This window comes from Pelagibius marinus (assembly GCF_014925385.1).
GTDB lineage: Bacteria > Pseudomonadota > Alphaproteobacteria > Kiloniellales > Kiloniellaceae > Pelagibius > Pelagibius marinus.
Genome location: NZ_JACSDK010000015.1, coordinates 125,504 through 152,338, shown reverse-complemented (window position 1 = coordinate 152,338; position 26,835 = coordinate 125,504). Strand labels below are relative to the sequence as shown.

At 68.3% G+C, this 26,835-nt stretch carries 24 protein-coding genes; 13 read left to right on the top strand and 11 right to left on the bottom strand.

Going from position 1 to position 26,835, the window contains the following annotated elements; translation table 11 throughout:
* Nucleotides 1-2 precede the first annotated feature (2 nt).
* The 3 genes from H7X47_RS18495 to H7X47_RS18485 form a co-directional block, all read right to left on the bottom strand.
* Nucleotides 3-572, bottom strand: a complete 570-nt coding sequence (locus H7X47_RS18495) for a queuosine precursor transporter (protein WP_193370218.1) — start codon at nt 570-572, stop codon at nt 3-5.
* A gap of 128 nt (nt 573-700) precedes the next feature.
* Complete coding sequence (locus H7X47_RS18490) at nt 701-1,870, bottom strand: DUF1501 domain-containing protein (protein WP_227010602.1); 1,170 nt, start codon at nt 1,868-1,870, stop codon at nt 701-703.
* A 7-nt stretch (nt 1,871-1,877) separates the two neighbouring features.
* Nucleotides 1,878-3,335 (bottom strand): DUF1800 domain-containing protein, encoded by a 1,458-nt coding sequence (locus H7X47_RS18485; RefSeq protein ID WP_227010601.1) that lies wholly within the window; start codon nt 3,333-3,335, stop codon nt 1,878-1,880.
* A 134-nt stretch (nt 3,336-3,469) separates the two neighbouring features.
* Here H7X47_RS18485 and H7X47_RS18480 point away from each other — a divergent pair, with 134 nt between their 5' ends.
* Together H7X47_RS18480 and H7X47_RS18475 are read left to right on the top strand one after the other, a co-directional pair.
* The gene (locus H7X47_RS18480; RefSeq protein ID WP_193370217.1) at nt 3,470-4,063 is read left to right on the top strand and encodes a TapB family protein; all 594 of its coding nucleotides are present in this window, start codon (nt 3,470-3,472) and stop codon (nt 4,061-4,063) included.
* A 219-nt stretch (nt 4,064-4,282) separates the two neighbouring features.
* Nucleotides 4,283-4,744 (top strand): GcrA family cell cycle regulator, encoded by a 462-nt coding sequence (locus tag H7X47_RS18475; RefSeq protein ID WP_193370216.1) that lies wholly within the window; start codon nt 4,283-4,285, stop codon nt 4,742-4,744.
* A gap of 57 nt (nt 4,745-4,801) precedes the next feature.
* Here the strand turns inward: H7X47_RS18475 and H7X47_RS18470 are convergent, their stop codons facing one another.
* On the bottom strand, nt 4,802-6,382 hold the full coding sequence (locus H7X47_RS18470) for a gamma-glutamyltransferase family protein (RefSeq protein WP_193370215.1): 1,581 nt from the start codon (nt 6,380-6,382) through the stop codon (nt 4,802-4,804).
* A 184-nt stretch (nt 6,383-6,566) separates the two neighbouring features.
* Between H7X47_RS18470 and H7X47_RS18465 the strand changes: the two genes are divergently transcribed.
* Complete coding sequence (locus H7X47_RS18465) at nt 6,567-7,124, top strand: retropepsin-like aspartic protease family protein (RefSeq protein ID WP_193370214.1); 558 nt, start codon at nt 6,567-6,569, stop codon at nt 7,122-7,124.
* Between the two features lie 25 nt (nt 7,125-7,149).
* On the opposite strand, the gene H7X47_RS18460 is transcribed toward H7X47_RS18465, so the two are convergent.
* Nucleotides 7,150-8,562: an amidase gene (locus H7X47_RS18460; protein WP_193370213.1), complete on the bottom strand. Its 1,413-nt coding sequence runs from the start codon at nt 8,560-8,562 to the stop codon at nt 7,150-7,152.
* A 220-nt stretch (nt 8,563-8,782) separates the two neighbouring features.
* Here H7X47_RS18460 and H7X47_RS18455 point away from each other — a divergent pair, with 220 nt between their 5' ends.
* Both H7X47_RS18455 and H7X47_RS18450 read left to right on the top strand, forming a co-directional pair.
* Nucleotides 8,783-9,076 (top strand): hypothetical protein, encoded by a 294-nt coding sequence (locus H7X47_RS18455; protein ID WP_193370212.1) that lies wholly within the window; start codon nt 8,783-8,785, stop codon nt 9,074-9,076.
* A gap of 57 nt (nt 9,077-9,133) precedes the next feature.
* Nucleotides 9,134-10,405, top strand: a complete 1,272-nt coding sequence (locus tag H7X47_RS18450) for an amidase (protein ID WP_193370211.1) — start codon at nt 9,134-9,136, stop codon at nt 10,403-10,405.
* 15 nt (nt 10,406-10,420) lie between these two features.
* Here H7X47_RS18450 and H7X47_RS18445 read toward each other — a convergent pair whose 3' ends face one another.
* Both H7X47_RS18445 and H7X47_RS18440 read right to left on the bottom strand, forming a co-directional pair.
* A complete protein-coding gene (locus tag H7X47_RS18445) occupies nt 10,421-12,622 on the bottom strand; it encodes a PAS-domain containing protein (RefSeq protein WP_193370210.1) in 2,202 nt (733 codons plus the stop codon).
* Between the two features lie 224 nt (nt 12,623-12,846).
* Nucleotides 12,847-13,362 carry an adenine phosphoribosyltransferase gene (locus tag H7X47_RS18440; RefSeq protein ID WP_193370209.1) on the bottom strand — a complete coding sequence of 172 codons (516 nt, stop codon included), beginning with the start codon at nt 13,360-13,362 and terminating at the stop codon, nt 12,847-12,849.
* Between the two features lie 276 nt (nt 13,363-13,638).
* On the opposite strand from H7X47_RS18440, the gene H7X47_RS18435 reads away from it, so the two are divergent.
* Nucleotides 13,639-14,979, top strand: a complete 1,341-nt coding sequence (locus tag H7X47_RS18435) for an aspartate aminotransferase family protein (RefSeq protein WP_193370208.1) — start codon at nt 13,639-13,641, stop codon at nt 14,977-14,979.
* Nucleotides 14,976-15,827: a beta-keto acid cleavage family enzyme gene (locus tag H7X47_RS18430; protein ID WP_193370207.1), complete on the top strand. Its 852-nt coding sequence runs from the start codon at nt 14,976-14,978 to the stop codon at nt 15,825-15,827. Before H7X47_RS18435 ends, H7X47_RS18430 begins: the two co-directional genes overlap by 4 nt.
* 174 nt (nt 15,828-16,001) lie before the next feature.
* On the opposite strand, the gene H7X47_RS18425 is transcribed toward H7X47_RS18430, so the two are convergent.
* Together H7X47_RS18425 and H7X47_RS18420 are read right to left on the bottom strand one after the other, a co-directional pair.
* On the bottom strand, nt 16,002-16,535 hold the full coding sequence (locus tag H7X47_RS18425) for a copper chaperone PCu(A)C (RefSeq protein WP_193370206.1): 534 nt from the start codon (nt 16,533-16,535) through the stop codon (nt 16,002-16,004).
* Between the two features lie 110 nt (nt 16,536-16,645).
* Entirely contained in the window at nt 16,646-17,080 is a 435-nt protein-coding gene (locus H7X47_RS18420) for a DUF2946 family protein (RefSeq protein WP_193370205.1), read from the bottom strand.
* Nucleotides 17,081-17,481: 401 nt separating this feature from the next.
* On the opposite strand from H7X47_RS18420, the gene H7X47_RS18415 reads away from it, so the two are divergent.
* The 6 genes from H7X47_RS18415 to spbR all read left to right on the top strand — a co-directional run bounded on the left by H7X47_RS18415 (nt 17,482) and on the right by spbR (nt 24,726).
* On the top strand, nt 17,482-18,462 hold the full coding sequence (locus H7X47_RS18415) for a TAXI family TRAP transporter solute-binding subunit (RefSeq protein ID WP_227010600.1): 981 nt from the start codon (nt 17,482-17,484) through the stop codon (nt 18,460-18,462).
* Between the two features lie 96 nt (nt 18,463-18,558).
* Nucleotides 18,559-21,156, top strand: coding sequence for a TRAP transporter permease (locus H7X47_RS18410; protein ID WP_193370204.1), 2,598 nt, complete (start codon nt 18,559-18,561; stop codon nt 21,154-21,156).
* 15 nt (nt 21,157-21,171) lie between these two features.
* A complete protein-coding gene (locus tag H7X47_RS18405) occupies nt 21,172-21,600 on the top strand; it encodes a universal stress protein (protein ID WP_193370203.1) in 429 nt (142 codons plus the stop codon).
* 64 nt (nt 21,601-21,664) lie between these two features.
* Entirely contained in the window at nt 21,665-22,552 is an 888-nt protein-coding gene (locus H7X47_RS18400) for a formylglycine-generating enzyme family protein (RefSeq protein WP_193370202.1), read from the top strand.
* A 72-nt stretch (nt 22,553-22,624) separates the two neighbouring features.
* The gene (locus H7X47_RS18395; RefSeq protein ID WP_193370201.1) at nt 22,625-23,383 is read left to right on the top strand and encodes a DUF6969 family protein; all 759 of its coding nucleotides are present in this window, start codon (nt 22,625-22,627) and stop codon (nt 23,381-23,383) included.
* A gap of 218 nt (nt 23,384-23,601) precedes the next feature.
* Complete coding sequence (gene spbR / locus H7X47_RS18390; RefSeq protein WP_193370200.1) at nt 23,602-24,726, top strand: SpbR family protein; 1,125 nt, start codon at nt 23,602-23,604, stop codon at nt 24,724-24,726.
* A gap of 92 nt (nt 24,727-24,818) precedes the next feature.
* Here spbR and H7X47_RS18385 read toward each other — a convergent pair whose 3' ends face one another.
* Both H7X47_RS18385 and H7X47_RS18380 read right to left on the bottom strand, forming a co-directional pair.
* Nucleotides 24,819-26,189 (bottom strand): TRAP transporter large permease, encoded by a 1,371-nt coding sequence (locus tag H7X47_RS18385; RefSeq protein ID WP_193370199.1) that lies wholly within the window; start codon nt 26,187-26,189, stop codon nt 24,819-24,821.
* Nucleotides 26,189-26,809, bottom strand: coding sequence for a TRAP transporter small permease subunit (locus tag H7X47_RS18380; protein ID WP_193370198.1), 621 nt, complete (start codon nt 26,807-26,809; stop codon nt 26,189-26,191). Before H7X47_RS18380 ends, H7X47_RS18385 begins: the two co-directional genes overlap by 1 nt.
* Nucleotides 26,810-26,835: the final 26 nt, after the last annotated feature.

Here is a 26,835-nt window from a genome sequence, read left to right as displayed (position 1 = left end):
GTCTAGCTGGACGCGTTCGGCAGGTCGCCGGGGGCGAAGTGCGGGCGCAGCGCAGGCATCAGCAGGCGGAAGGGGATCAGCAGGCAGCCGGCCATCGCCATCTTGGCGCCGAAATCACCCAACGCCCAGGTAACCCAGGGCAGGCCGGTGCCGGCGAAGGCGATGGAGAAGAACAGCGCCGTGTCGACGATCGAGCCCAGCGTGGAGGAAACGACCGGCGCGCGCCACCACACGCCCGCGCGCAGGCGGTTGAACACCGCGACATCCAGCAGCTGGGCGACCAGGAAGGCGCCGCCCGAGGCGATGGCGATGCGCGGCGTGGCGAGCCAGACCGACAGCACCACGGCCAGGGCGAAGCCCGCGTAGATCACCTGGCGGGCGGCCTTGGGTCCCAGGCTGCGGTTGGTCAGGTCGGTCACCAGGAAGGCGACGGGATAGGTGAGCGCCCCCCAGGTCAGCCAGTCGTTGATGGGGAACTGCACCGCATAGTTCGACAGGCCGACGATGAACACCATGGCGGCGACGCCGACGGCGATCCCGAGAGGCGAAGAAGCAAAGCGCGGTTCGGTCATATCCCTGGTTTCCTGGCTGGCTGAAAGGGCCGGCGCCCGCGCGCCGGCAGCGGCGGTTTCCTATCAGATGCGGGCCCCCAAAGCCAGGGCCAAGGCCGGCGGCAAGGTTTCCCGGGATTTCCGCCCCGTCAGGCGATCAGCGGCAGGGGGGCGTGGCGCCCCAGGCTGGCCGGGGCCGGCGGCAGGCCGAGCCAATCCCCGGCCACGGCGGCATAGAGCCGGCGGAAATCCAGACTGGGCTTCAGGTCGCCGCCCTCCAGGTTGCCGAGGGGCGGCTGCTCCCCCAGGAAGCCGCCTTGGAGGCGGCCGCCGAGCAGGAAATGCGGTGCGGCGGTCCCGTGGTCGCTGCCGCCGCTGGCGTTCTCGGCCACCCGGCGTCCGAATTCCGCGTAGGTCATCACCAGGGTGCGCCGCCAGGCGCCGGCCTCGATCATGGCCGCGCGGAAGGCGGCGAGGCCCGCGGCCAGCTCGCCCAGCAAGGCCGCATGGGCTTCGGCCTGCCGGGCGTGGGTGTCATAGCCGCTGTGCTGGACCTTGATCACCGAAGCGGGGGCTCCGGCGGCGATGAGCGATGCTGCCTGCTGCAGCTGGCGGCCCAGCGCGGTCCTGGGAAATTCGGTGGTGAGCGGCGGGGCGTCCTTCAGCCGGCGGGCGATGTCCCGGGCGGCGCCCTGCATGCGGGCGCGCTCGGCCAGGATGTGGGCGAGGGCGGGATTGGCCAGCGGCGCATCGCGACCCTTCAGCAACGCGGCGGCCCGGCTGAGCTGGCGCGGGTCGCGCAGCACCACGGTGGTCATGGCCGGCCCGGACAGCGGGCCCTCCGGCCCGCCGAGGACGATGCCCCGGGGAAGGAAGTCCGTGCCGCCGCCGGTCTCCGTCACCACCCGGTGCAGCCAGCCCTCCCGCAGGGTCTCCCCGGCGCTGGAGGCGCTGTTCCAGATCTCGATGGAGCGGAAGTGGGAGCGGTTGGGCCGTTCATAGCCGACGCCCAGGGCCAGGGTCATCTCGCGCGCCTGCCACAGGGGCATCAGCGGTGCCAGCGCCGGGTGCAGGCCCAGGCGCGCGTCGAGCTGCAGCACCCGGTCGCGCGCCACGGCCAGCGTCGGCCGCGCCGCCGCGTAGGCGGGGTCGGCATAGGGCACCACGCTGTTCAGGCCGTCATTGCCGCCGTTCAGCTCAACCAGCACCAGCACCCGCGGCGCTTCACCGGCGCGCGCCAGGCCTGCCGGCAGGCCGGCGGCAAGCGGAACCGCGCCGGCGGCGGTCAGTAGGCGGCGGCGGGTGATCTCGAAGCTCATGGCCGCCTCATTTTACGTGGTAGGCCGGGTCGGCCAGCAGGCTGCGGACCAGCGCGCCGCTGGCGCGGCGGTCCAGGACTTGCACGTCCACCGGGGGCACCGCCAGCACCAGCAGGGTCACCGCCCGGGCGTCTTGCCAATCCTCCGGCAACTGCGCCGCCCAGCGGTCGAAGAAGGCGGCGCGGCGGTTCTGCCCCGCCCCGGTCTTCGTCATGGCGGCGTTTTCTGCGGCGCCGGTCACCCGCGCGATGAGGGCCTGGCGGTCCAGCAGGGTGGCGCCGGTGATCCAGTGGGTGCCGCCGGGCCAGCCCTTCACGTCGGGGGGATCGAAGAGATCCTGGCCCAGGCGGCGGACCATCCAGGCCAGGTCGCGGTCCTCGCGCACTGGCAGGTCGAAGAGGCGCAGGCTCCCGACCACGAAGTCCACCGGCGATTTCACGAGGCGGCCGCGGTTCTCCTCCGCCCAGAAGGCTTCGCTGGTGAAAAGCGCGGCCAGCAGCGGCTTGATCTCGTAGCCGGCGTCGCGGAAGACCGCCGCCAGGCGCCTCACCTCGGCCGGGTCCGGCGTTTCCGAAATGAAGGCGCGCCACAGCTTGGTGACGATCAGCTCCGCCGTTTCGGGGCGCGCCAGCAGCAGGCCGACGACGTCGTCGCCGTCGAAGGCGCCCCGGCGGCCGAGGATCCGCTTCTCGCCGCCGTCGTGCCAGCGCGGGCGGAAGGTGAACTCTCCGCTGTCGGGATCCAGGCTCCAGCCGGTGAAGGCGCGCGCGGCCTCCTTCAGGTCGGCTTCCGTGTAGTGGCCCTCGCCCAGGGTGAAGAGCTCCATCAGCTCGCGGGCGAAGTTCTCGTTGGGCGCCTGTCGGCGGCTGCGCGCGTTGTCCAGGTAGATCAGCATTGCCGGGTCGCGGGCGACGGCGCGCAGCAGCTCGGCGAAGTTGCCGAGCGCGTGGCGGCGCAGCAGCACGTTCTGGCGGTAGAGCAGCGCGGGGGCCTTCACCTTCTCCAGGCTGGAGGTGAAGTGACTGTGCCAGAACAGCGTCATCACCTCGGTGATCGGCGTCGGCGTTTCCAGCATCTCGCGCAGCCACCAGGTCTTCAGCTCGGCGGCCTCATCGCGCAGCGTGGCGCGCAGGGCCAGGCGCTGGGTCTCGCTCATCTGTTTCACGCGCGGCGGGGTCCAGTCCGCCACCCAGGCCGGCGGCGGCGTCACCGCGCGTTCGCCGGCCCCGGACAGCAGGGCGACCACCGCCGCGTCGCGGCCGAGGCCGGCCGGGGTCCCGACCCCGCCGGGGGGGGCGGCAAAGCCGCGGCGCGCCAGCAGGGGGCGGGCGCCCGCAGTGTTCAGGGGGGCGTCCTGGGCGGCCGCCGGCCGCGACGGGGCGCCGGCGGCGGCCAGGATCAGGCTGCAAAGCAGGACCGCTCTGCGCAGCAAGGGTAGGGCCTCGATCGTCTGTCTATGGCTCATCTGCCAATATCTACGTAGGTCGGCCTTGAATCGATACGCCCTTTGCGAGGCTTTCATCCTCCGCCCGCGATGGGCTAGTCTCCAGCCGCCGCGACCGCCCGTTCCGGTGGCGGTGCCTGCTTCGGGGAGTTTTCTTGCGCTCAGTACGTTTCCCGGCCCTCTGCGGCCTTTTGATGCTGGTCCTGGCGGCCTTCGCCGGTGCCGGGCCGCGCGCCGCGCTGGCCCAAAGTCTCGAGCTTCCGCCGGCGGCTTTCAAGGCCCTGCCGGAGGGTACCCGCATGGTCTGGGAGAACATGGACAACGGCAAGCGGGTCGAGGGGGTCGTCGGGCGCACCAACGGCCTGATCGTCTCCTGGATCTGGGAAGGCCGCAGCTTTGCCAGCTTCGCGCACATCTGCATGGATTGCGTGGCCGCCGGCATCCCGCCCGACGGCGGCGTCCTGGGCCAGCTCTTCCCCCTGCAGAAGGGTAAGGCGGTGAACTTCACCCGGCGCTGGGCGGGAGAGGCTTGGCGCGACCGCATCGAGGTGCTGGGGGGCGAGCGAGTCACCGTGCCGGCCGGCACCTTCGACACTTACGTGCTGCTGCGCCGCTCCGAACTGCTGGGCAAGGACTGGCGGGCCGAGCAGCGCACCTGGTACGCCCCCGGACTGGGCTGGGTGGTGAAGTTCGAAGGCTATAACAACAAAGGCGCCGGCGAGCGCTGGCAGGCGCTCGAATTCGACTGAATCCGGGACCGGGCAGGGGCTCGGCGCCTGCCCTTGTTAGCGGTTGCAGTAAGCAGTTGGGGAACAAGGCAACAGCGCCGCAACCCACAGAAAACCGCAGTTTTCCACAGATTTCAGCCTAGACAGTCATGCTGCGCCGCTATATTGTGTGCATCGTCGTCTTACCGACGATATATAGTATATGCCGCAAGATATAGCCATTAGCATAGAGGCAATCGCATGACTTGGACAGAAGAACGCGTTGCAGAACTCATGCGGCTCTGGGAAGCAGGGCGGAGCGCGTCGGAAATCGGCCGCCTGCTGGGGGTTTCCAAGAATTCCGTTGTCGGCAAAGCCCACAGAATGAAGTTGAAGGCCCGTCCGTCGCCCATCAAGCGCGGCGCGACGCCTCAGGTGCGCCGGAGCGCGGTGGCGGCCATGCCGAAGCCGACGACCCAGGCGCCTGCAGCGCCCAAGCAGGTGCAGGAGCGCACGGCGGCACCGGCCCCGGCGCCACGTCCTTCCCGTCCGGTAGCGCGGTCCAACGGCAAGGGGCCGAGCTGCCTCTGGCCGATCGGCGATCCCGGCGACCAGGATTTTCATTTCTGCGGGGAGCCGGCGGTTCCCGGCAAGCCCTACTGCGACGAGCACTGCGCGCGGGCCTACATCGTGCGCAACCGCAGCGACTCCGAAGCGGCTTAGTCGTCGCGCAGCGTTTTCCGGCGTCCGGCCCACAAGGCTGGACGCTGGCTGCTGCGCTTAAGCGTCCTTTGCTGACCTGACCAGGGCGGCGCCGCCCCGGCGCGGGTCGCCGGCGGCGGAAAGCACGCCTTGCGCGCTGAGCGCGACGCCGTGCACGCCGCCGAAGAAGAGGTTGTGCCGGGGCCAGGCGATGGTCCGGTAGCCCTGCTGCTCCAGGGCCGCCGCCGCCGCTTCCGACAGACCGCCTTCCAGGTTGGCGATCTCCCCCTCCACATGCAGGCGTGGCGCCTCGGTCGCCGCGGCCATCTCCATGCGGTGGTCCAGCAGATTGCGCAGCACCTGCAGCACGGCGGTGCGGATCCGGTTGGAGCCGCCGGAGCCTATGGCGAAGAGCGCGCCCTCGGCGCTGGTCGCCAGGCTGGGCGCCATCATGGAGGAGAGGCGGCTGTCCTCCGGCCAGCGATGGAAGCCGCCGTGGTTCAAGTCCTCCTCGCCCAGCATGTTGTTCATCATGATGCCACAGCCGGGCAGCAGGGTGCCGCAGCCCTCGCCGTTGGAAAGGCTCATGGCGGCGAGATTGCCGTCGCCGTCGACGACGCTGATGTGGGTGGTGCCACGGCTGAACCCGGCGTGGCCGCTGACCTCTTCCTGGTAACGTTGCAGCAGGGCGGGATCGAACAGCCGCTCGGCGGCGAGATCGGCGCCTTCGGCCAGGCGCGCCTCGATGCGGGCCTTGTTGGTGAGATCCATGACCCGGGCCAGCAATCGCAGGTCCTCGACCGTGCCGGGGCCGCCCTGCGCCGGCGCCGTCTCGGCCAGCAGCGCCAGGGCGAAGGCGATGAGGATGCCGCCGCAAGACGGTGGCGGGTTGGTCATCACCCGGTGGCCGCGGTAGTCGCAGACGAAGGGTTTGCGGCGCTGCACCTGGTACTCAGCCAGATCGGCCTCGCCCAGCAGGCCGCCCGACTCCCGGCACAGCCGCACCAGGCGCTGGGCGAAGTCGCCTTCGTAGAACAGGCGCGCGCCCTCGGCGGCCAGGGCCTCCAGGCTGTCGGCCAGCAGCGGCTGGCGGAGGCGCTCGCCAGGGGCGAGCAGCCGGCCGTCGTCGTTAAGGAACAGGCTGCGGGCTTCCGGCGTGGCTTTCAGGATGTGCGAGACGACGTCGAAGAGGTAGCCGTCGATGGAGCGCAGTTCGACGCCCTCGCGCGCCAGGCGCGTTGCCGGCTCGATGATGCGCGCCATCGGCAGGCTGGCCAGGTCGTCGTGGATGGCGAAAAGGCCCCCCACCGCCCCGGGCACCGCCACGGCGCCGACGCCGATGTGGAATTCCTGGGTCGCCGTGCCGAAGTCGGCGAGGATCGGATAGAAGTCCAGCGCGCCGGGGTCCGGACGCTGCTTGGGAGTCTGCACGAAGAAGTCGTAGAGCAGCGGCTCCCGGCCCGCCGGCTGGGCCAGCAGGAAGCCGCCGCCGCCCAGGGAGGCCAGCACCGGCTCGGCGGCGCAGGCGGCGCAGAAGGCGGCCAGCACCGCATCGAAGGCATTGCCGCCCTCGGCCAGGATCTCGTCGGCCGCCGCCGCCGTCGCCGGATGGCCGCAGGCCACGGCGCCGCGCCGCTGGGTTTGCCCCTCTTTGCCCATGAAGTTCCGTGCTCTTCCCGCGAAGTCAGGCCAGAGGTTGGCGATTTTCCGCCGCTCTTGCAACGGTTCAAGCCCCTGCCGGCCTTCCGGCCCGCGTTAACCAAGAAGCTAAGAAAAGCGTTAAGGGCTTGGCGCCACCATGACCAGGCCGGGGCAGCCCGGCGAGCGATCAGGGATCAGGATCATGAGCAGCTTGCACGAAGACGGTGGCGCGTCCAGCGGCCTGCTGACCCACAGCCTGCGGCTGGCGGTGGCGGTGGTCGTCACCGGCCTGGTGGTGATGTTCGTCGTCGAGGAGGAACAGCCCGGCGGCGCGCGGGTCGTCGCCGTCGAGGACGTGACTCCGGGCAGCGGCGGCGGCACGGCGGGCGCCTACTCGGAGTTGGTGCTGCGCGCCGGCGCGCACGGTCACTTCATGGTCGATGCCACGGTGAACGGCGAGCCCCTGCGCTTCATGGTCGACACCGGGGCCAGTTCCATCTATCTGACCCCGGAGGACGCGGTGCGGCTTGGTTGGCCGCCGCAGCGCCTAACCTTTTCGGAGCGCTACGGCACTGCGGCCGGGGAAGTGCGCGCCGCGCCGGTAACCCTGCGCTCCCTGCGCATCGGCCAGCTGGAGCTCTACGACCTGCCCGCCTCGGTCGGCGAGCAGTCCTCCGGCATCTCGCTGCTCGGCATGTCCTTCCTGAAGCGCCTGGAGAGCTACCAGGTGCGCGGCGATACCCTCATCCTCTCCTACTGATACCCGGGACCCTCCGGTCCCGGCCTCAATCCTTCAACGTCTGTTCCAGGTCCGGGAAGGACCAGGGCGCGGCCTGCTCGTAGGCGCGCGCCGCGCGCAGCACCAGCGCGTCGGCAAAGCGCGGCCCGACGATCTGCAGGCCGGCGGGCAGGCCCGCGCCGGTGAGGCCGCAGGGAACACTGGCGGCCGGCTGCGTGGTGAGGTTGAAGGGATAGGTGAAGGGCGTCCACTCCGGCCAGCGCGTCATGCCGCTGCCCGGCGGCACTTCCTCGCCGGCCTCGAAGGCGGGGATCGGCAGGCTGGGCGTCACCAGCAGATCGTAGTCCTGGTGGAAGCGGTTGGCCGCCGCCGTCAGGGCCTCGCGCCGCGCTACCGCCCCCATGTAGTGCAGCAGGCTGTAGCCGCGGCCCTCCTCGGCGACTTCCTGCAGGCCCGGGTCCATGCCGGCGATGGCCGCGGCGTCGAAGCGTTGCAGCAGGTTGGCGGCGCCGGCGTACCAGTGGATGCGGAAGACCTCGTCGGCCCCCGTGAAGTCCGGCTCGGCCTCGGTGACCTCGGCGCCGAGGTCGGCCAGGACCTGCACGGCCCTGGCGACCAGGGCGGCGATCTCCGGATCCACCTTCTGGCCGCCCAGGGTCGGGCTGTAGGCGATCTTCAGGCCCTCGATCCCGTCCTCCAGGCCGTTGGTGTAGTCGGTGCCGTGGTAAGGCAGGCCGTAGGGGTCGCGCGGGTCCGGCTCGCTCATCACGTTCAGCAGCAGGGCCGCGTCGGTGACGCTGCGGGTCATGGGGCCGATGTTGGCCAGAGTGCCGAAGGGGCTGAGCGGCCAGGCCGGCACCCGCCCGAATGTGGCCTTGATCGCGAAGACCCCGGTGAAGCCCGCGGGGATGCGCACCGAGCCGCCGGCGTCGCTGCCCAGCGCCAGGGCGCCCATGCCCGCGGCCAGCGCCGCCGAGGCGCCGCCGCTGGAGCCGCCGGGCGTGGTGGCGGGGTTCCAGGGATTGCGGGTGATGCCGGTGAGCGGCGAGTCGGTGATGCCCTTCCAGCCGAACTCCGGCGTGGTCGTCTTGCCGAGCATCACCACGCCGTGCTCGCGCAGGCGCGCCACCGAGGGCGCGTCCTCCTCCCAGGGCTGGTCGGGGTCGATCGCCTTGGAGCCGCGCAGCATCGGCCAGCCCTTGGTCAGCAGCACGTCCTTGATGGAGGTCGGCACGCCGTCCAATGGGCCGCGCGGCGCGCCCAGACGCCAGCGCTCCTCCGATTCCGCGGCGGCGGCCAAGGCGCTTTCCGCCGCCACCAGGTTGAAGGCGTTGAGCTTGCCGTTGTAGCGCTCGATGCGCGCCAGGGCCGCCCGCGCCGCTTCCACCGGCGACAGCTCTCCGGCGCGGTAGAGTTTCACCAGCTGGCTCGCGGTCATCAGGGCGATGTCGTCACTCATGGATAGCGGGTGCCTCGCGGATCGAAGGAAGGAGGGGGACTCGAAAGGGAAGCGGATTCCTCGCATGCCGCCGCTCCGCTGTCGAGAGGCGGCGGCCGGGGCGCCGAGGCTTGCCGCAATGCGGCCACTTTCGCGGTCATAATGGTGTGTTAGCTTGGTTCAGGGCCAGTGCGTCCCCATCTTCGGGATAGCCCCGTCGGGGACAGTGAGGAGCGACAAGATGCGAAGCTTACGGAAAGCGCGGATGCCGGCGGTCCTGCTGGGCGCGACGCTGATGCTGGCGCCGCCGGCGGTTCTGGCGGACGATTTGCAGTCGGGCGAGTCGCCGCAGGACTCTCCCGAAGAGTTGGCGCGCGAGGGCCTGGAGCAGATGATGCGGGCCTTGCGCTTGCTGGTGGAGAGCATTCCGCAGTACGAATTGCCCGAAGTACTCGACAACGGCGACATCATCATCCGGCGCAAGCATTCGAAGCCCGAAAGCCAGGAGCCGGAGTTCGACGAGACGGCGACCTAGTCCCTGTGGGGGCTGCTTATGGCCGGTGCGGAGACGCGCCGGCGGTGGGGAAAAACGATGACCGATCAGCACGACGCAGTCCGTGACGAGGGTGCGGCCGATCCTTTTGCCGCCCTGGATGCCGGGCGGCCGGCGTGGGACGCGCTGGGCGCCTTCGTGCCGGCGCCGCAGCCGCAGATCCCGGGCCGGGAAGGCGGCCCGCTGAGCGGACTGCGCTTCGCCGCCAAGGATATCTTCGACGTCGCCGGCTACGTCACCGGCTGCGGCAACCCGGACTGGGCGCGCACGCACGCACCCGCGACGGCCCATGCCGCGGCGGTGCAGGCGTTGCTGGACGCCGGGGCGGAGCTGGCCGGCAAGACCATCACCGATGCGCTGGCTTACAGCCTCAACGGCCAGAACTTCCACTACGGCACGCCGACCAACGTGAACGCGCCCGGCCGCATCCCCGGCGGCTCCTCCTCCGGCTCCGCCGCCGCGGTGGCCGGCGGCCTGGTCGACTTTGCGCTGGGCAGCGACACCGGCGGCTCGGTGCGCGTCCCCGCCAGCTACTGCGGCATCTTCGGCCTGCGGCCGACCCATGGGCGCGTTTCGCTCGAAGGCGTCATGCCGCTGTCGCCCAGCTTCGACACCGTCGGCTGGTTCGCACGCGAGGCCGGCCTGCTGCGCCGCGTGGGCCGGGTGCTGCTTGGCGGCACGAGGGAAGGTGAGGCGGGACGCTGGCGCCGCCTGCTGGTCGCCGAGGACGCCTTCGCCCTGGCGAGCCCGGCGGCCGCCGCCGCCCTGGCGCCGCTGGTCGAGCGCCTGGAGCAGCGTCTGACGCCCGCCGAAAAGGTCGAGGTGATCGACAACGACCCGGAAACCTGGATGCTCTGTTTCCGTCACATCCAGGCGCGCGAAGCCATCGACTCGCACGGCGCCTGGATCGAGGAAGTGCGGCCAGCCTTCGGGCCGGAAACGCAGGAGCGTTTCGACTGGGCGGCGTCGATCACCGAGGCGGTGGCCGCCCCGGCGCGCGAGGCGCGCGAGGTCTTCGCCGCGCGGCTGACGGAGACGCTGGGGGAGGACACCCTGCTCTGCCTGCCGGTGGCGCCGGGCATCGCGCCGCTCTGCGAGAGCACCGCGGAAGACCTGAAGGCCCACCGCAGCGCCGTGCTGAGCCTTACCGCCGTGGCCGGTCTCGCCCGCCTGCCGCAGATCTCGATGCCGCTGGCGCGGGTCGAGGGCTGCCCGCTGGCCCTCTCGCTGATCGCGCCGTCCGGCGCCGACGAGGATCTGCTGGCCTTCGCTGAAGCCTTCTGCGCGGCGGAAGAACGCCAGGATCTGTAGGGAGGGGGAGGCGCCTCAGGCGGCGTCGACGGACTTCTCGGTAACGCGCGCCTGCGGCAGGGCCACGGTGATGGTGGTGCCCTCGCCGAGCGTGCTTTCCAGCTTCAATTCGCCGCCGTGCACCTCGATGAGGGCGCGGCTCAGCGGCAGGCCCAGGCCGGTGCCCTCGTGCTTGCGGCTGAGGCCGGACTCGACCTGGGTGAAGGGTTCGAGCATGCGCTCCAGGTCGTCCTCGGCGATGCCGATGCCGGTGTCGGCGACCTGGAATCCGGCGCCCAGGCCGGGGGTGGCCCAGGCGCGCACGGTGATGCGGCCGCCCGAGTGGGTGAACTTCACCGCGTTGGACAAGAGGTTGATGAGGATCTGCTTCAGGCGCCGCGCGTCGGCGGTGACCAAGGACAGCGGCTCGTCGTAGTCGGTGGTCAGCGCGATGTTGCTCTCGCGCGCCCGCGGTCCGATGAGGCGCAGCCCCGAAGCGATGACCTCGCGCAGGTCCACGTCTTCCTCGTAGAGGTCGATCATGCCGGCCTCGGCCTTGGAGACATCCAGAATGTCGTTGATGATGGTGAGCAGGTGGTTGCCGCTCTCGTGGATGTTCTTGATGTAGTCGCGGTAGTTGTCGTGGCCGATGGCGCCGAAGACCTCCTGGATGATCAGCTCCGAGAAGCCGATGATCGCGTTCAGCGGCGTGCGCAGTTCGTGGCTCATGGTGGCCAGGAACTCGCCCTTGGTGCGGTTGGCCATCTCGGCGGATTCCTTGGCGCGCAGCAGCTCGTGCTCGGCCAGCTTACGCTCCGTGACGTCGCTCAGCGAGCCTGCCATGCGGTAGACGCGACCGCTTTCGTCGCGCACGCCCAGTCCGCGGGAGTGCACCCAGCGGTAGACCCCGTCGTCGCCACGCATGCGGTATTCATGGTCGTAGTATTCGATGTGGCCGCGCAGGTGCTCGCGCATGCGCTCCTGCATCTCCTCCAGGTCTTCAGGATGGATGCGGCCCAGCCAGGCGTCGACGGGAATCACCGGATCGCTGCCCTTGATGCCGACGATTTCGCGCAGACGCCGCGACACGTAGACGCCGTCGACGTTGTCGCCCCACTCCCAGATGCCCTCGTTGGCGCCGCTCAGAGCCAGGGCGTAGCGTTGCTCGCTCTGCCGCAGGGCCGCCTCGATCCGTTTGGTCTCCGTGATGTCGGTGTAGACCATGACGTAGCCGCCGTTGGGCAGCTCGCGGTTCCGGTTTTCCAGCACCGTGCCGTCGGGACGGATGCGCTCCATGCGCGCCTGAAGGCTGGTCATCAGGATATCTGTGCGGCGCTCGACCTCTTGTTCGGTCAGGCCGGGGCCGTACTCGCCGCGCGCGGCGTTGTAGCGCACCAAGTCCTGGAAGGTGGCGCCGCTCTCCAGCAGGTCGCGTGGAATGCCGAGCAGCTTCGAGAACTCGCTGTTGGAGGCGACCAGCTTCAGGTCCTTGTCGAAAAGGCAGACGCCGACCGGGATGTTCTCGACGATGGCGTTCATCAGGCGGGCCTGGCCTTCCGCCTTTTTTTCCGCGCTGGCCTTGGCTTCCTGGGCGGCGTTCAGCGCCGCGAAGATCATGCAGATCATGCAGGACAGCACCAGCCCGGTGTGCAGCACCACCCGCCAGTCGCCGTTGGGATCTAAGGCCCGCATGCTCGGGTCGAAGAGCTCGCGGCCCAGCTGCGAGATCAGATAGGTCCCGAAAATCAGCAGCGTACCGGCGCAGAGGATGCAGACCGAGCGGCGCTGCTGGCGGTAGTGGCGCCAGAACAGAATGCCCGCGGCCCCGACGCCGCCGGCGGCGCAGAGGTTCAGCGCCACGATGATGATCAGCGGCACCGTCGGGTTGATGAGGCAGCTGGCCGTGCCCGCGGCGATCGCCGCGACGGCGGCCAGCAGGGCGCGCAGGTGGTCGTTGTAGCCGAGGAAGCGCAGCGTGCCGCCCAGCAGCAGCAGGGCGATGATGGCCTGGCCGCCTTCGTGTACGGCCTGGAAGCAGGCGGGGTCGAAGGTCGTGGCGATGCTGAGGGCGCTGAGGCGCAGGGCCTCGCAGCCCAGGCTGGCCGCCCACCACATCAGGGCCGGGCGCTCCTCCACCTGACGGGCGGTGGACAGCGCCATGACCGCCAGCATCGCCGGCGCCATGGCCGCAACCAGCATGACCGCGGCGAAGGAAAAGGTGGTGGTCGCTTCTGCCATTACCCCGGCGAATCCAAAACTCTCGCCCCCCGGTGGGGGCCGGACACCTGACGGGCGAAGCACCACAACCTGCCGGTGTTGCCGGCGGTGGCGGAAGGCGTGCTCGCCCGCCAAGACGCGCAAGCAAGCACTGATAGACTAGTAGAGTTAACTCATCCTAAAGAGAACGCCCCGGTTGAGATGTTCTGGCGGTCCCAAGAACCCGGGCCCAGGGCAGCCGCGCCCTAGCTGTCGTAGGCCAGCAGCGTGGAAATCGGGATGTCGAGGTTGTCGCGGCCCTTGAGGAAGGTCAGCTCGATGATGCAGGCGGCGCCGGTCACCTCCGCCCCGGCGGAGCGCAGCAGCTGGGCGGCGGCGTTCATGGTGCCGCCGGTGGCCAGCAGGTCGTCCAGCAGGAAGACCTTCTGGCCCGGCTGCACGGCATCGGCCTGGATCTCGATGGTGTCGCTGCCGTATTCCAGGTCATAGGTGTAGGGCAGGGTGGCGCCGGGCAGCTTGCCCTTCTTGCGCACCATGACGAAGCCCTTGCTGAGCTTCAGGGCCAGCGGGGCGGCGACCAGGAAGCCGCGGGATTCGATCCCGGCCAGCACGTCGGGCTCGTGCTCGTGGACGATCTCGGCCAGGCGGTCCACGGTGGCCTGCCAGGCCTGGGCGTGCGCCAGCAGCGGCGAGATGTCGTAGAACAGGATGCCGGGGCTCGGAAAATCCGGAATGCCGCGGATGTGCTCTTTCAGGTTCATTGAACTACCAGCCCCCTTGCCAGTTCCCCGTTGCTCGGCCCGCCGTGGTACCGGCGGCCCGGCGCATCCTACTGGCCCGCCGGGGCGAGGACAATGCGAAGACGGGTGGCTGCCGGCGGCGGCGCCAGACACGAAGCGGTGAGGTGATCCGCGCGCGGTGCAGGGGTGGCCTTCACGATCTGCACGGCCGGCCACCGTGACAGTTCGTTCGATATCGTCCTAAACTGCCGGTCCAGTCGCCAGACACCTCTTCCTCAGGCATTGAGAGCAGCAACCGTGAGCTACGTCTTTCCGCGCCACAGCAAGGCCAGCTATCCCGTCGCCGTCGGCGGCGAGGGCCCCTATCTCTTCGACAGCGAGGGCAAGCGCTATATCGACGCCTCGGGCGGCGCGGCGGTGTCCTGCCTGGGCCACGGCCATCCGGCGGTGATCCAGGCGATCAAGGATCAGGTCGACAAGATCGCCTACGCTCACAGCGCCTTCTTCACCACCGAGGCCTCGGAGGCCCTGGCCGAATACCTGATCAAGCGCGCGCCCGGCGACCTGGCCCGGGTCTATTTCGTCTCCGGCGGCTCGGAGGCCAACGAGACCGCGTTGAAACTCGCCCGCCAGTTCCATTTGGAGAACGGGGAGCCGGACCGCTACCACTTCATCGCCCGCCGCCAGAGCTACCACGGCAACACGCTGGGCGCCCTCTCGGTCGGCGGCAACGCGGCGCGGCGCGCGCCCTATCAGCCGCTGCTCAGCCCGGCCAGCCACATCGATCCCTGCTACGCCTACCGCGAGCAGGCGCACGACGAGAGCGAGGAGGCCTACGGCCGCCGCGTCGCCGACAGCCTGGAAGCTGAGATCCTGCGGGTCGGGCCGGAGAAGGTCGCCGCCTTCATCGCCGAGCCCGTGGTCGGCGCCACCCTGGGCGCGGTACCCTCGGTCACCGGCTACTTCAAACGCATCCGCGAGATCTGCGACAATTACGGCGTGCTGCTGATCCTCGACGAGGTGATGTGCGGCATGGGCCGCACCGGCAGCCTCTACGCCTGCGAGCAGGATGGCATCTCCCCCGACATCCTGACCTGCGCCAAGGGCCTGGGCGGCGGCTACCAGCCGATCGGCGCGACACTCTGCTCGGGGCGGATTTACGACACTATCGCCCAGGGCTCCGGCGCCTTCGAGCACGGCTTCACCTACATCGGCCACGCCACGGCCTGCGCCGCGGCCCTGGCCGTGCAGCACACCATCGAGTCCGAGAAGCTGCTGGACAACGTGAAGCGCCAGGGCGCGGCCCTGCGCGAGGCGCTGGAGGCGCGCTTCGGCAACCACCACCATGTCGGCGACATCCGCGGGCGTGGCCTTTTCATTGGGCTGGAGCTGGTCGCCGACCGCGCGACCAAGGAGCCCTTCGATCCGGCCCTCAAGGTCAACGCGCTGATCAAGAAGCAGGCGATGGCCGAAGGCATGGTCTGCTATCCCAACGGCGGCAGTGTCGACGGCCGGCGCGGCGATCACATCCTGCTGGCGCCCTCCTTCATCGTGCAGCAGCCGCACCTCGACGAGATCGTCGACAAGCTGGGCCGCGCGGTCGACAGCGTGCTGGCCGAAGTGGGGGCGGCGGCGTGAACGACAGCCTTTCCGTCGACTGGCCGCCGCTGATCCTGGCCGTGGCGCCCAACGGCGCGCGCAAGACCCAGGCCGACCACCCGGCGGTACCGATCTCGCCCGCCGAGATCGCCGCCACCGCGGCGGCGGCGCAGGCCGCCGGTGCCTCGATGATCCATCTGCACGTGCGCGACGCCGAGCAGAAGCACAGCCTGGACGTCGGCGCCTACCGCGAGGCCACGGCGGCGGTGCGCGAGGCGGTGGGCGACGGGATGGTCATCCAGGTGACCAGCGAGGCGGTGGGCATCTTCACCGCTGAGCAGCAGATGGCCATGGTGCGCGAGCTGCAGCCGGAAGCGGTCAGCCTGGCGATCCGCGAACTCGTGCCGGTGGGCGGCGAGGAGGAGGCGCGCGAGTTCCTCGCCTGGCTGGTCGGCGCGGGCATCCTGCCGCAGTACATCCTCTACGCGGCCGAGGACGTCGAACGCTTCGCCAAGCTGCAGGCCGACGGCGTCATTCCGCCGGGCCCGGCCTTCCTGCTGTTCGTGCTGGGGCGCTACACGGCGGGCCAGCGCTCGGTGCCGAATGACCTGCTGCCCTTTCTGAGCGAGATCGAGGCCTGGCCGGAGGCGGCCAAGCTGCCCTGGGCGATCTGCGCCTTCGGGCCGAAGGAGACCGCCTGCGTGACCGCGGCGGCGACGCTGGGCGGCCATGCCAGGGTCGGTTTCGAGAATAATCTCTTCCTGCCGAGCGGCGAGCAGGCGCATGACAACGCGCAGCTGGTGGCCGCCAGCGCGGCGGCGGCGGCGGCCTTCGGCCGTCCTCTGGCCGATGCCGCCACCGCGCGCCGACTGATGGGCGCCGCCTGATGGGCGCCGACTGAGGGGGCGGAGTGTTGTAGCGACACCCACGTCAATCGCCCCGCCCGTCGAGACGGGCCTGCGGCCCTCCTCAGGGTGAGGCTCCTGAAATATCCGGTCGACCTCATGCTGAGGAGCAAGCGATAGCTTGCGTCTCGAAGCACGAGGTCGACTGTCGGCGCCCTAGTTCGATTTCGGCATCTCGCCGTGGTTCATCGACCCTTGGCCCATGCCGCCCTGCATGCCCTGCGGGCCCATGCTGCCGATCGCTTCGACGGCGACCTCCAGGGTCACCTCGCCGGCCTTCTCGAAGGTCAGGGTGAGGGGGAAGCTGTCGCCTTCCTTCAGGGGTTCCTTGAGGCCGATCAGCATGACGTGGAAGCCACCGGGCTGCAGGGCTGCCATGCCGCCGGCGGGGACGTCGACGGCCTCGACCTGGCGCATCTTCATCACATCACCCTCCATCAGATGGGTGTGCAACTCGACCCGCGCGGCGACGTCGCCGGCGGCTGCGACCAGGCGGTCGGCCGCGCCGCTGTTGTGGATGGTCATGAAGGCGGCGCTGTTGCGCGCCGGGCCGGCGGAGGCCCGCGCCCAGGGATGCTCGATGGTAAAAGTGGCGAACTTGACCTCCTGCGCCGCCACGGGGGGCGCGGCGAAGAGGCTGCCAGCGAGGAGAAGAGCCGCGCCGAAGGCGGCAGAGAGAAAACGCTGCATTCGAAGTTTTCCTTATCGTTCTGTCGCGGCGCCGCGCCCGGCCGTCGGGTGAGGCGGGGCGTCGGTCGCCGGCGGTGTTGTCACGGTGCGAGGGGAGCGGCGGGATCCGCTCAGGCCGTCGCGGGCGGTCCGCGCGACAGCGCCCGCAGCCGCTCCGGAGCCACGGCGGCCACCTGATGCGGCGGGCGCGGGGCGGCGGCGCGCAGGCTGCGGCACGTCGGCGCCACGGCGACCGGCAGGTCCGCCGGGCCGTTCTGGGCGAAGGCGGTGCAGACCGGGCAGGCGTCGATCTTGCCGTGGCGCGGGGCCGCCGGAGTCTCGTCTTCTTCGCCGGGCAGGTCGGCGCGGGCCAACCTGCGCAAGCCGTCGGCAGTGCAGATCTCGACGAAGGCAGGGTAGGCTTGTTGCGCCGCAACAGAACTTGAGGGGCTTTGCGCCAGCTGACCGACAAGCAGCATCGCCAAGCCGTGGCCAAGCAGTCCCACCACCGCCAGGAAACTGGCGGCGAGGCGCGGAAATCTAAAGTTTTGACCACGGCGACGCATCTGCGCGGAACATAGATCACAACAGGCGACAGTTCTAGCGCCGCGGCTGCGACAGAGCGCCGCCGCCGCGCAGCCAGCCCTTTTGATTGCGCTATCGGACCAGAACGGGGTGGACAATCCGCTAAGGGTAAGTCTTCAATAACCAAAATAACGGTGGTCTAAACACCGAGCCAAAGGCACAGGGAATCGCGTTCTGACTAGCTATGCTTTGCACGCCAGGCCGGAATGGCATGACGGACCCCCACGTTTGGGCGTCCGTGACGGCTGTTTTGCGCCAGGCCGTCGGCGGTATTTCCTGGGCCGGACTAGCTGTCGTCTTCTGGAGGAGAGCGACCGGCCGTCATAACGGCGGCTGCCGTAACATTTCAATTTACAGTGATAAAACTGGGAGTGAACAACCCATGAAATTCATGCCTTTGAAAGCTACTGTCGCCGGCCTGTCGGTGGCGGCCCTTCTGGCGGGCGCCGCGGGGACGGCCCAAGCGGACGAAACCTTCGTCACCATCGGCACCGGCGGGCAGACCGGCGTCTACTACGTGGTCGGCGGCTCCATCTGCAAGCTGGTCAATCGCGGCACCAAGGACCACAACATCAAGTGTACCCACACCACCGGCGGCTCCGTGGCCAACATCAACGGCATCCGCGCCGGCGATCTCGACATGGGCGTGGCCCAGTCGGACTGGCAGTATCACGCCTACAACGGTGATACGCCGGACAAGTTCCCGGACGGCGCCTTCAAGGAACTGCGCGCGGTCTTCTCGGTGCATCCCGAGCCCTTCACAGTGGTGGCCCGCAAGGACTCCGGCATCAAGACCTTCGACGACCTGAAGGGCAAGCGCGTCAATATCGGCAATCCCGGCTCCGGCCAGCGTGGCACCATGGAAGTGGTGATGGAGGAAATGGGCTGGTCCATGGACGACTTCAAGCTGGCCTCCGAGTTGAAGTCCGCCGAGCAGGCGCAGGCGCTTTGCGACAACAAGATCGACGCCATGATCTTCACCGTCGGCCATCCCAGCGGCTCGATCAAGGAAGCCACGACCTCCTGCGAGTCGGTGCTGGTGCCGGTGACCGGCCCCGCCATCGACAAGCTGGTGAACGAGAACGCCTACTATGCCACGGCGACCATTCCCGGCGGCATGTACACCGGCACGGATAGCGACACCCAGACCTTCGGCGTCGGCGCGACCTTCGTCACTTCGACGAACACCGACGAGGAAACCGTCTATCAGATCGTCAAGGCGGTCTTCGACAACTTCGATCGTTTCAAGCGGCTGCACCCGGCTTTCTCCAACCTGGAGCCGTCCAAGATGATCACCAACAATCTCTCTGCGCCGCTGCACCCCGGTGCCGTGCGCTACTACAAGGAAAAGGGCTGGATGTAATCAGCCGTGCTTGGGCGGGGCCTCGGTCCCGCCCATTTCTTTTTCTACGGGGATTGAAGCGCCGGCGATTCAAGTCGGTCGACTTTGGGGGACAGCATGAGTGAGGAAAAGGCCACCGGCACCCAGTTGTCGGAGGAGGAACTTCAAGATCTTGTCGCATCGACCGACACTGGCGGCCGCAATCCTGTCGGCTCGGCCGGCAAGGTCATTCTAGGGGCAGCGCTTCTCTGGTCGCTGTTTCAGGTCTGGATCGCCTCGCCGCTGCCATTCATTGTCGGTGTCGGTGTCTTCAACGACACTGAGGCGCGTTCCATCCATCTCGCCTTTTCGGTCTTCCTGGCATTTCTCGCTTTCCCGGCGCTGAAGCGTTCTCCGCGCGACCACATTCCCGTGCAGGATTGGGTGCTGGCGGTGGTCGCGGCCTTGGCGGCGGCCTACAATTTCATTCTCTACACAGAGCTGTCGGCGCGCCCCAACAACCCCAACATGACGGACATCGTCGTGTTCTGTGTCGGCATCGTGCTGTTGCTGGAGGCCACAAGGCGGGCGCTTGGGCCGCCCTTGATGATTGTTGCCATGGTCTTCCTGCTCTACACCTTCGGCGGCCCGCACATGCCGGGCATCCTGGCCTGGAAGGGCGCCAGCTTCGGCGCGGTCGCCTATCACCAATGGCTTTCGTCCGAAGGCGTTTTCGGCATCGCGCTGGGCGTGTCGACCAGCTTTGTCTTCCTCTTCGTTCTCTTCGGCGCCCTGCTCGACAAGGCCGGGGCCGGCAACTACTTCATCAAGGTCGCCTTCTCGCTGCTCGGTCACTACCGCGGCGGCCCGGCCAAGGCGGCGGTGGTCGCCTCGGCCATGACCGGCCTCATCTCCGGTTCCTCCATCGCCAACGTGGTGACCACCGGCACCTTCACCATTCCGATGATGAAGCGGGTCGGTTTCTCGCCGGAGAAGGCGGGTGCCGTCGAGGTGGCCTCCTCGGTGAACGGCCAGATCATGCCGCCGGTCATGGGCGCCGCCGCCTTCCTGATGGTTGAGTACGTCGGCATCTCCTACTTCGAGGTGGTGACGAACGCCTTTGTACCGGCGCTGATCTCCTACATCGCGCTGGTCTACATCGTACACCTGGAGGCCATGAAGGCTGACATGCTGGGGCTGCCGCGCGCCTCCGCACCGAAGCCCTGGATGGTCGCCATCATGGGCTTCCTCATCGGCTTCATCGGCATCGCCGTGCTGGCGGTCGCCGTCTACTACGGCATCGGCTGGATCAAGCTCTTCGCCGGCGATTCGTCCGGCTGGGTGATCGCCGCCGCCTTGACGGTGGTGTATATCGGTCTCGTGAAGTTCTGCGCCGGCTATCCGGAGCTCGAACTCGACGACCCGAACTCGCCTGTCGTCTCGCTGCCGCTGGTCGGACCGACGGTCAAGTCGGGGCTGCAGTTCATCCTGCCGGTGGTCGTCCTGGTCTGGTGCCTGATGGTGGAGCGCCTCTCGCCGGGCCTCTCGGCCTTCTGGGCCACGGCCTTCATGCTGTTCATCCTGATCACCCAGCGTCCGCTCTTCGCCTTTTTCCGCGGCGCGGGCGACCTTGCCGCGGAGACGCGGCGCGGCTGGAACGAGATGATCGACGGCCTGATCACCGGCGCCCGCAACATGATCGGCATCGGCATCGCCACGGCCACCGCCGGCATCATCGTCGGCGCGGTGTCGCAGACCGGCGTCGGCCTGGTGCTGGCCGAACTGGTCGAGGTCCTCTCCTTCGGCAACATCATGCTGATCCTGATCTGGACCGCGGTCCTGAGCCTCATTCTCGGCATGGGCCTGCCGACGACGGCGAACTACATCGTCGTCTCCTCGCTGCTGGCCCCGGTCATCGTGCAGCTGGGACAGGACGCCGGCCTCATCGTGCCGCTGATCGCCGTGCACCTCTTCGTCTTCTACTTCGGCATCATGGCCGACGTGACGCCGCCGGTGGGGCTTGCCTCCTTCGCGGCCGCGGCGGTGTCCGGCGGCGACCCGATCAAGACCGGCTTCGTCGCCTTTTTCTACAGCCTGCGCACGGCGGCCCTGCCGTTCCTCTTCATCTTCAACACCGACCTGCTGCTGATCGACGTGGGCTGGATCGGCGGCATCGCCGTCTTCATCGTGGCCACGGTCGCGATGTTGATATTCGCGGCGGCGACACAGGGATTCTTCCTGGCGCGGAACAGGGTCTACGAAACCGTGGCGCTGCTGCTCATCGCCTTCACGCTGTTCCGTCCCGGCTTCTGGATGGACATGATCTCGCCGCCGACCCGCGACGTGGCGCCGGCGCAGATCGTCGAGATCGCCGACCGCCTGCAGGCGGGCGACGAGCTGCGCCTGCGGGTCGACGGCCAGGACGCGGTCGGCAACCCCAGGAGCTTCGTCGCCATCCTGCCGCTGGGCGAGGGCGAGACCGGGGAAGACCGCCTGGTCGCGGCGGGTCTGGAGCTCTACATCGACGGCGACGTGGTCGAGGTCGACAACGCGATCTACGACTCGGACGCCAAGGCGGCCGGGCTCGACTTCGGCCAGAAGATCGTCGTGGTCAAGGAGCCGATCGACCAGCTGCCCAAGGAACTGATGTACATCCCGGCGCTGCTGGTGCTGGGGCTTATCGTTTTCATGCAGCGCGGTCGGCGGGCCAGGCAGCTCGCCGGGGCGACCGCGTAGGGGGGAAGCACAGCTATGTTCAAGGATATCCTCTTGCCGGTCGATCTCGGCAATCCCGAGACCCAGGAGAAGGCCGTCAGCACCGCCATCGAGCTGGCCAAGGCCTTCGGCAGCCGCCTGCACGTCATGACCATCGTGCCGGACTTCGGGGAAAGTTTCGTGTCTTCCTTCTTTCCGGTCGACTACCAGGAGAAGGCCGTGGAGGCCGCGAACCAAAGCCTGCACGCCTTCGTCAAGGAGCGGGTGCCCGAGGGCATTCCGGTGCAGCACATCGTGGCGCACGGCACGATCTACGAAGAGATCCTGGGCTTCGCCAAGGAGCACAGCATCGACATGATCGTCATGGCTTCGCACCGGCCCGAGCTGCAGGACTATCTCCTCGGCCCCAACGCCTCCCGGGTGGTGCGCCATGCCGACTGCTCGGTTACCGTGGTACGTAACTGAGGCCTGCGCCTGAGCACCGAAACGTGATGCGCCCTTGAGCGAAGCGTGGCTTAGGCTCGCGGTCATGAACCGCCGTGTCCTGGGCCTGCTCTGCCTGCTCGCCGCCGCTACTCCGCTGCCGGCCCCGGCCGCCGAGCTGGCGCCCGAACTGGTCCCTGAGGTCGTCGAGGTGCCGGCGGGCCCCTTTGTCGCCGGCTCCGACAGGACCGAGCGCGAGGCCGCTTATCGCCTGGATGAAGCCGCCTACGGCCACAGCGTTACCCGAAAGCAGCGCTGGTACGAGGCGGAGGGCGCGCGGCGCGAGGTCGAGCTGCCGGCCTTCTCGATCATGCGCGCCCCGGTCACCAACCGCCTCTACGCCGCCTTCGTCGCCGCCACCGGTCATCGCCCGCCCGACGTCAGCGCTGAGGAGTGGCAAGGCTATGGTCTGATCCATCCCTACGAGCGCACCCGACGCCACGCCTGGCGCGGCGGGCAGCCGCCGCAGGGGCGGGAGGCGCACCCGGTGGTCCTGGTCTCCCACGGCGATGCCAAGGCCTTCGCCGCCTGGCTCTCCGCCGAGACCGGGCGGCGCTGGCGCCTGCCGACGGCCCTGGAGTGGGAAAAGGCCGCGCGCGGGACCGAGGGGCGCCGCTTCCCCTGGGGCGACGCCTGGGACCCTCGCAAGCTCAACAGCCACGACGGCTCTGGCGAGGAGCGGGGAGCCTTCGACACCCTGCCGGTGGGCAGCTTCCCGGCCGGGTCCAGCCCCTACGGCCTGCTGGACGCGGCGGGCCAGGTGTTCGAGTGGACGGCCACGCCGGCCGGCTCATCGGCAAAGGGGGACCGCTTCCTGGTCAAGGGCGGCTCCTGGGACGACCGCGGCTGCGGGGTCTGCCGCCCGGCGGCGGGCCACGGCCGGCCGGCCGGCCTTAAACATATCCTCATCGGTTTCCGGCTAGTGATGGACTAGGCGAAAAATCACGGTGACGTGAAAGAGAGTTTGCTGGCAAGAACCGGCAAGTCTCCTTAGGTTAGCGACGTTATGCGAAGCGAAGCGACAATCCGGGATGCCGCGCTGGACGGCGACTACGCGCTGGAAAGCCTGCCGACCGAGGCCTTGGAGGACATGGCCGAGGCGGGGGCCGAGGTCATGGAGGTCCACCGCGTGCTCTCCAAGACCGGCGACAACATCGTCGGCGAGCTGCTGAAGAACAACGGCACCTTCTACGAGTGGGACCACTACCCGCCGGGCGACGTCTACGACCACGAGACCCACGGGCAGTACTACTACCACGCCCATGCCTCCGATCAGCGCTTCGAGGGCGAGCATGGTCACTTCCACACCTTCGTGCGCCCCAAGGGCATGCCGGCCGGCATCAAGCCGGCCAGGGTGCCCGGCTACGAGGCGCCGGAGGACCCCAACGACGCCCTCAGCCACCTGGTCGCCATTGCCATGACCCCGGCGGGCCTGCCGTTCCGCCTCTTCACCGTGAACCGCTGGGTGACCGGCGAGGTCTGGTACAAGGCCGAGGACGTGATCCGCCTGCTGGACGTCTTCAAGATCGACCACGCCCAGCCGTCCTGGCCAGTGAATCGCTGGGTCTCGGCCATGATCCGGCTCTACAAGCCGCAGATCGCCGATCTGCTGCAGGCCCGCGACCGCAAGGTCGAGGCCTGGCAGCAACGTCTGCCGGACGTCGACGTCTATGAAGACCGCGATCTGGAAGTGACGTCTTTCCTGGATATTTCCCTGGACGAGCAGATCCAGGGTGTCGCCCGCGCCCTGTTGGAGCGGCAGTAGCCGGCCCGGCCCCCGGCGGCGCTCCCCGGCGCGCTTAACCTCGCTTTTACCCTGTCCCGCCTTGCTGGCCGGGGCTTTTCCGGCAGTCCCCAAGCCTACGAATTTTAAGCATGAATTAACGCAGGTCCCCGATAATCATCCTGTTGGGGCACTTCCAAGTAGGGCGGATTCCGCTCCCTGCTGCGTGCCACATTCGTTGAGGCTTGACCGAGAGAGACATGACAGGAAGCCTTTCCCAGGAAGACGTCGCCCGCCTGATGGCGGACCCGTCGCCGGACGTCCGAGCTGAGACGACTTCGAAGATCGCGGCGCAGTACGATCGCAAATACCCGCGCATGACCGAGGCCGAGCGCCGCCTGGCGGAGGAGATCTTCCGCAAGCTGGCTCATGACGCCGAGGTGCTGGTGCGCGAAGCGCTGGCCGCCAACCTGAAGAGCACCCCGGACCTGCCGCACGACCTGGCCCTTGCGCTGGCCAAGGACGTCGACAGCGTGTCCCTGCCGGTGCTGAAGTATTCCGAAGTGCTGACCGACGACGACTTGATCGAGATCGTGCGCAGCGAAAACGCCGCCGCCAAGCAGGTCGCCATCGCCCAGCGCGCCACCGTTTCCACGGCCGTGGCCGATGCCCTCATCGACACCGGCAACGAGACCGCCGTCGCCCGTCTGGTCGCCAACGAAGGCGCCGAGCTGACGGAAGAGGCCCTGGGGCGCGTGCTGACCGACTACAACTCCAGCGAAGAGGTCGCCGAGTCGATCTCGCGGCGGCCCGTCCTGCCGCCGGCCATTTCCGAGCAGCTCGTCTCGGCCATGGCCCAGAAGCTGGAGAACTATCTGGTCAGCAAGCACGACCTGCCGGCCGACGCGGCCGCCAACCTGATCCTGCAGACCCGCGAGCGGGCCACCGTCAGCCTGTTGAGCCGCGGCGCCTCCGGCGCCGACCTGGAGGAGCTGGTCTACCAGATCCACGTCAACGGCCGCCTGACCCCCTCGCTGATCATTCGTGCGCTCTGCGTCGGCGACATGGCGTTCTTCGAGACCGCCCTGGCGCGTCTCGCCAATGTGCCGGTGAAGAACGCCCAGAAGCTGATCCACGACGGCGGTGACCTCGGCCTCAGCTCGATCTACGAGAAGGCCAAGATGCCCGAGCGTCTCTACAGCGCGGTGCGCGCCGCGGTGCAGATTCTGGAGGAAGAGGACTACGACGGCGGCCGCAACGACCGCGAGCGCTTCGTGGCCCGCATCATCGAGCGGCTGCTGACGCAGTTCGAGGATCCGGCCTCCAAGATGTCCCAGGACGACATCGACTATCTGATGAACAAGCTGCGCCAGCTCGCTGCCTGAGGCGGCGCGGCAACCGACTTCGCAGGGGAATGCGAAGCGGCGCCGGTCTTGAGGGACCGGCGCCGTTTTTTTGCCTGCGAGGGAAGTCCCTACTAGTTCAGCAGGACCCTGGGCAGCCAGAGGGCGATGTCGGGGAAGGCCATGATCAGGCCCAACCCGGCGAGCTGCAGGAGTACGAAGGGAATGATCCCCTTGTAGATCTGCTGAATCTTCACCTCTGGCGGCGCCACGCCCTTCATATAGAACAAGGCGAAGCCGAAGGGCGGCGTCAGGAAGGAGGTCTGCAGGTTCACCGCCAGCAGAATGGCGAACCAGTAGGTGATCTCCAAGGACTCGACGTGGTTTCCGAAATCGAGCGCCCCGATGATCGGCGAGAACACCGGCAGCACGATCAGCGTGATCTCGATCCAGTCGAAGAAGAAGCCAAGGAAGAACACGATGGCCATGAGCATCAGCAGCAGCCCCCAGGAGCCGAGGCCGAGGCTTTCCACCAGGTCGATGACAATGTCGTCGCCGCCCAGCGCCCGGAAGACGTAGGAGAAGCAGGTCGCGCCGAGGAAGATGCCGAACAGCATGCCGCCGGTCAGCGCCGAGCGCTCGAGCACGTCTTTCAGCACGGAGAAGTTCAGGCGCCTGTTGACCGCCGCCAGAAGGATGGCGCCGGCGCCGCCGACGCCGGCGGCCTCGGTGGGCGTCGCCCAGCCGAAGAGGATCGAGCCGAGTACCAGGAACACCAGGAACAGCGGCGGGATGAAGGAGCGCACCACCAGCAGCAGAATGCCGCCGGCGCTATCGGGTCCTTCTTCCTTGGGCAAGGGCGGCGCCAGCTTCGGCTTGAAGCCGCAGAGCACCAGAATGTAGAGCATGTAAAAGACGGCGAGCATGAAACCGGGAATGATCGCCGCGACGAAGAGGTTGCCGACCGAACGGGCCAGCAGGTCAGCCATGATCACCAGCATGATCGAGGGCGGGATCAGGATGCCCAGGGTGCCGGAAGCGGCGATGGTGCCCGTCGCCAGGGGAACGTTGTAGTCCCGCTTCAGCATCACCGGCAGGGCCAGCAGGGTCATCATCACCACCGAAGCGCCGATGATGCCGGTGGTCGCGGCCATGATGGTGCCCATCAGGGTCACCGAGAGCGCCAGGCCGCCGGGCACGCGGCGCAGCAGCACCTGCAGGCAGTGCAGCAGGTCGCTGGCCACGCCTGAGCGTTCCAGCATGGTGCCCATGAAGATGAACATGGGAATCGCGGTCAGCACCAGGTTCTCGGCAATGCCGCCCCAGATGCGCGGCACGATGTTGAAGAACTGGATGAAGCTGAAGACGTCGAAGAACATGCCGATGAAGCCGAAGGCCAGGCCGATGCCGCCCAGGATGAAAGCCACCGGGTAGCCGCTGAACAGCAGAATGCCCAGCGCCGCGAACATGAAGAGCGGAAGAAAATCTTCGATATAGAAGTCCATTAGTTCTGCCCCCCGTCGCGCTGGTCGTCGTACCTGCGCAGCTCGGGCGGGACGACGTCGACTAGGTGTTCGATTTCCGCTTCTTCGATCTCATGCACTTTCTGGCGCAGCTCTTCGGGGCCGAAGAGTTCGATCAGCTTGCGCAGCAGCACGGTGATGCCGCTCAAGGCCAGGAAGCCGAACCCGATCGGGATCACAATCTTGATGAGCCAGCGGTGGGTCAGGCCGGTGGCCGAGGCCGAAATCTCCTGGGTGGCGTAGGAGCGTTCGGTGAAGTCGATGCCGAACCAGATGACCAGCCCGCAGTAGGGCAGCAGGAACAAGAGGCAGCCGGCGACCTCGATCCACCATTGGGTGCGCTCGCTGAGGTTCTCGCGCAGCAGGTCGATGCGCACGTGGGCGTCCTTCAGGTAGGCGTAACCCAGGCAGAAAGCGAAGAGGATCACGTGCAGGTGCCATTCGGCCTCCTGCAGCTTCGTCGACCCGAGCACCAGGAAGCGCCGTGTCACCACGTCGAAAATCGTCACCAGGATGAGGAAAAGCCCCGCCCAGGCGGCGAGCCTGCCGACTTTGATGATGACGCGGTCCAGCACGTCGCTGACGCGTATCAGGAGTTCCATGCCACTGTTCCCAATCTTGCGGACTT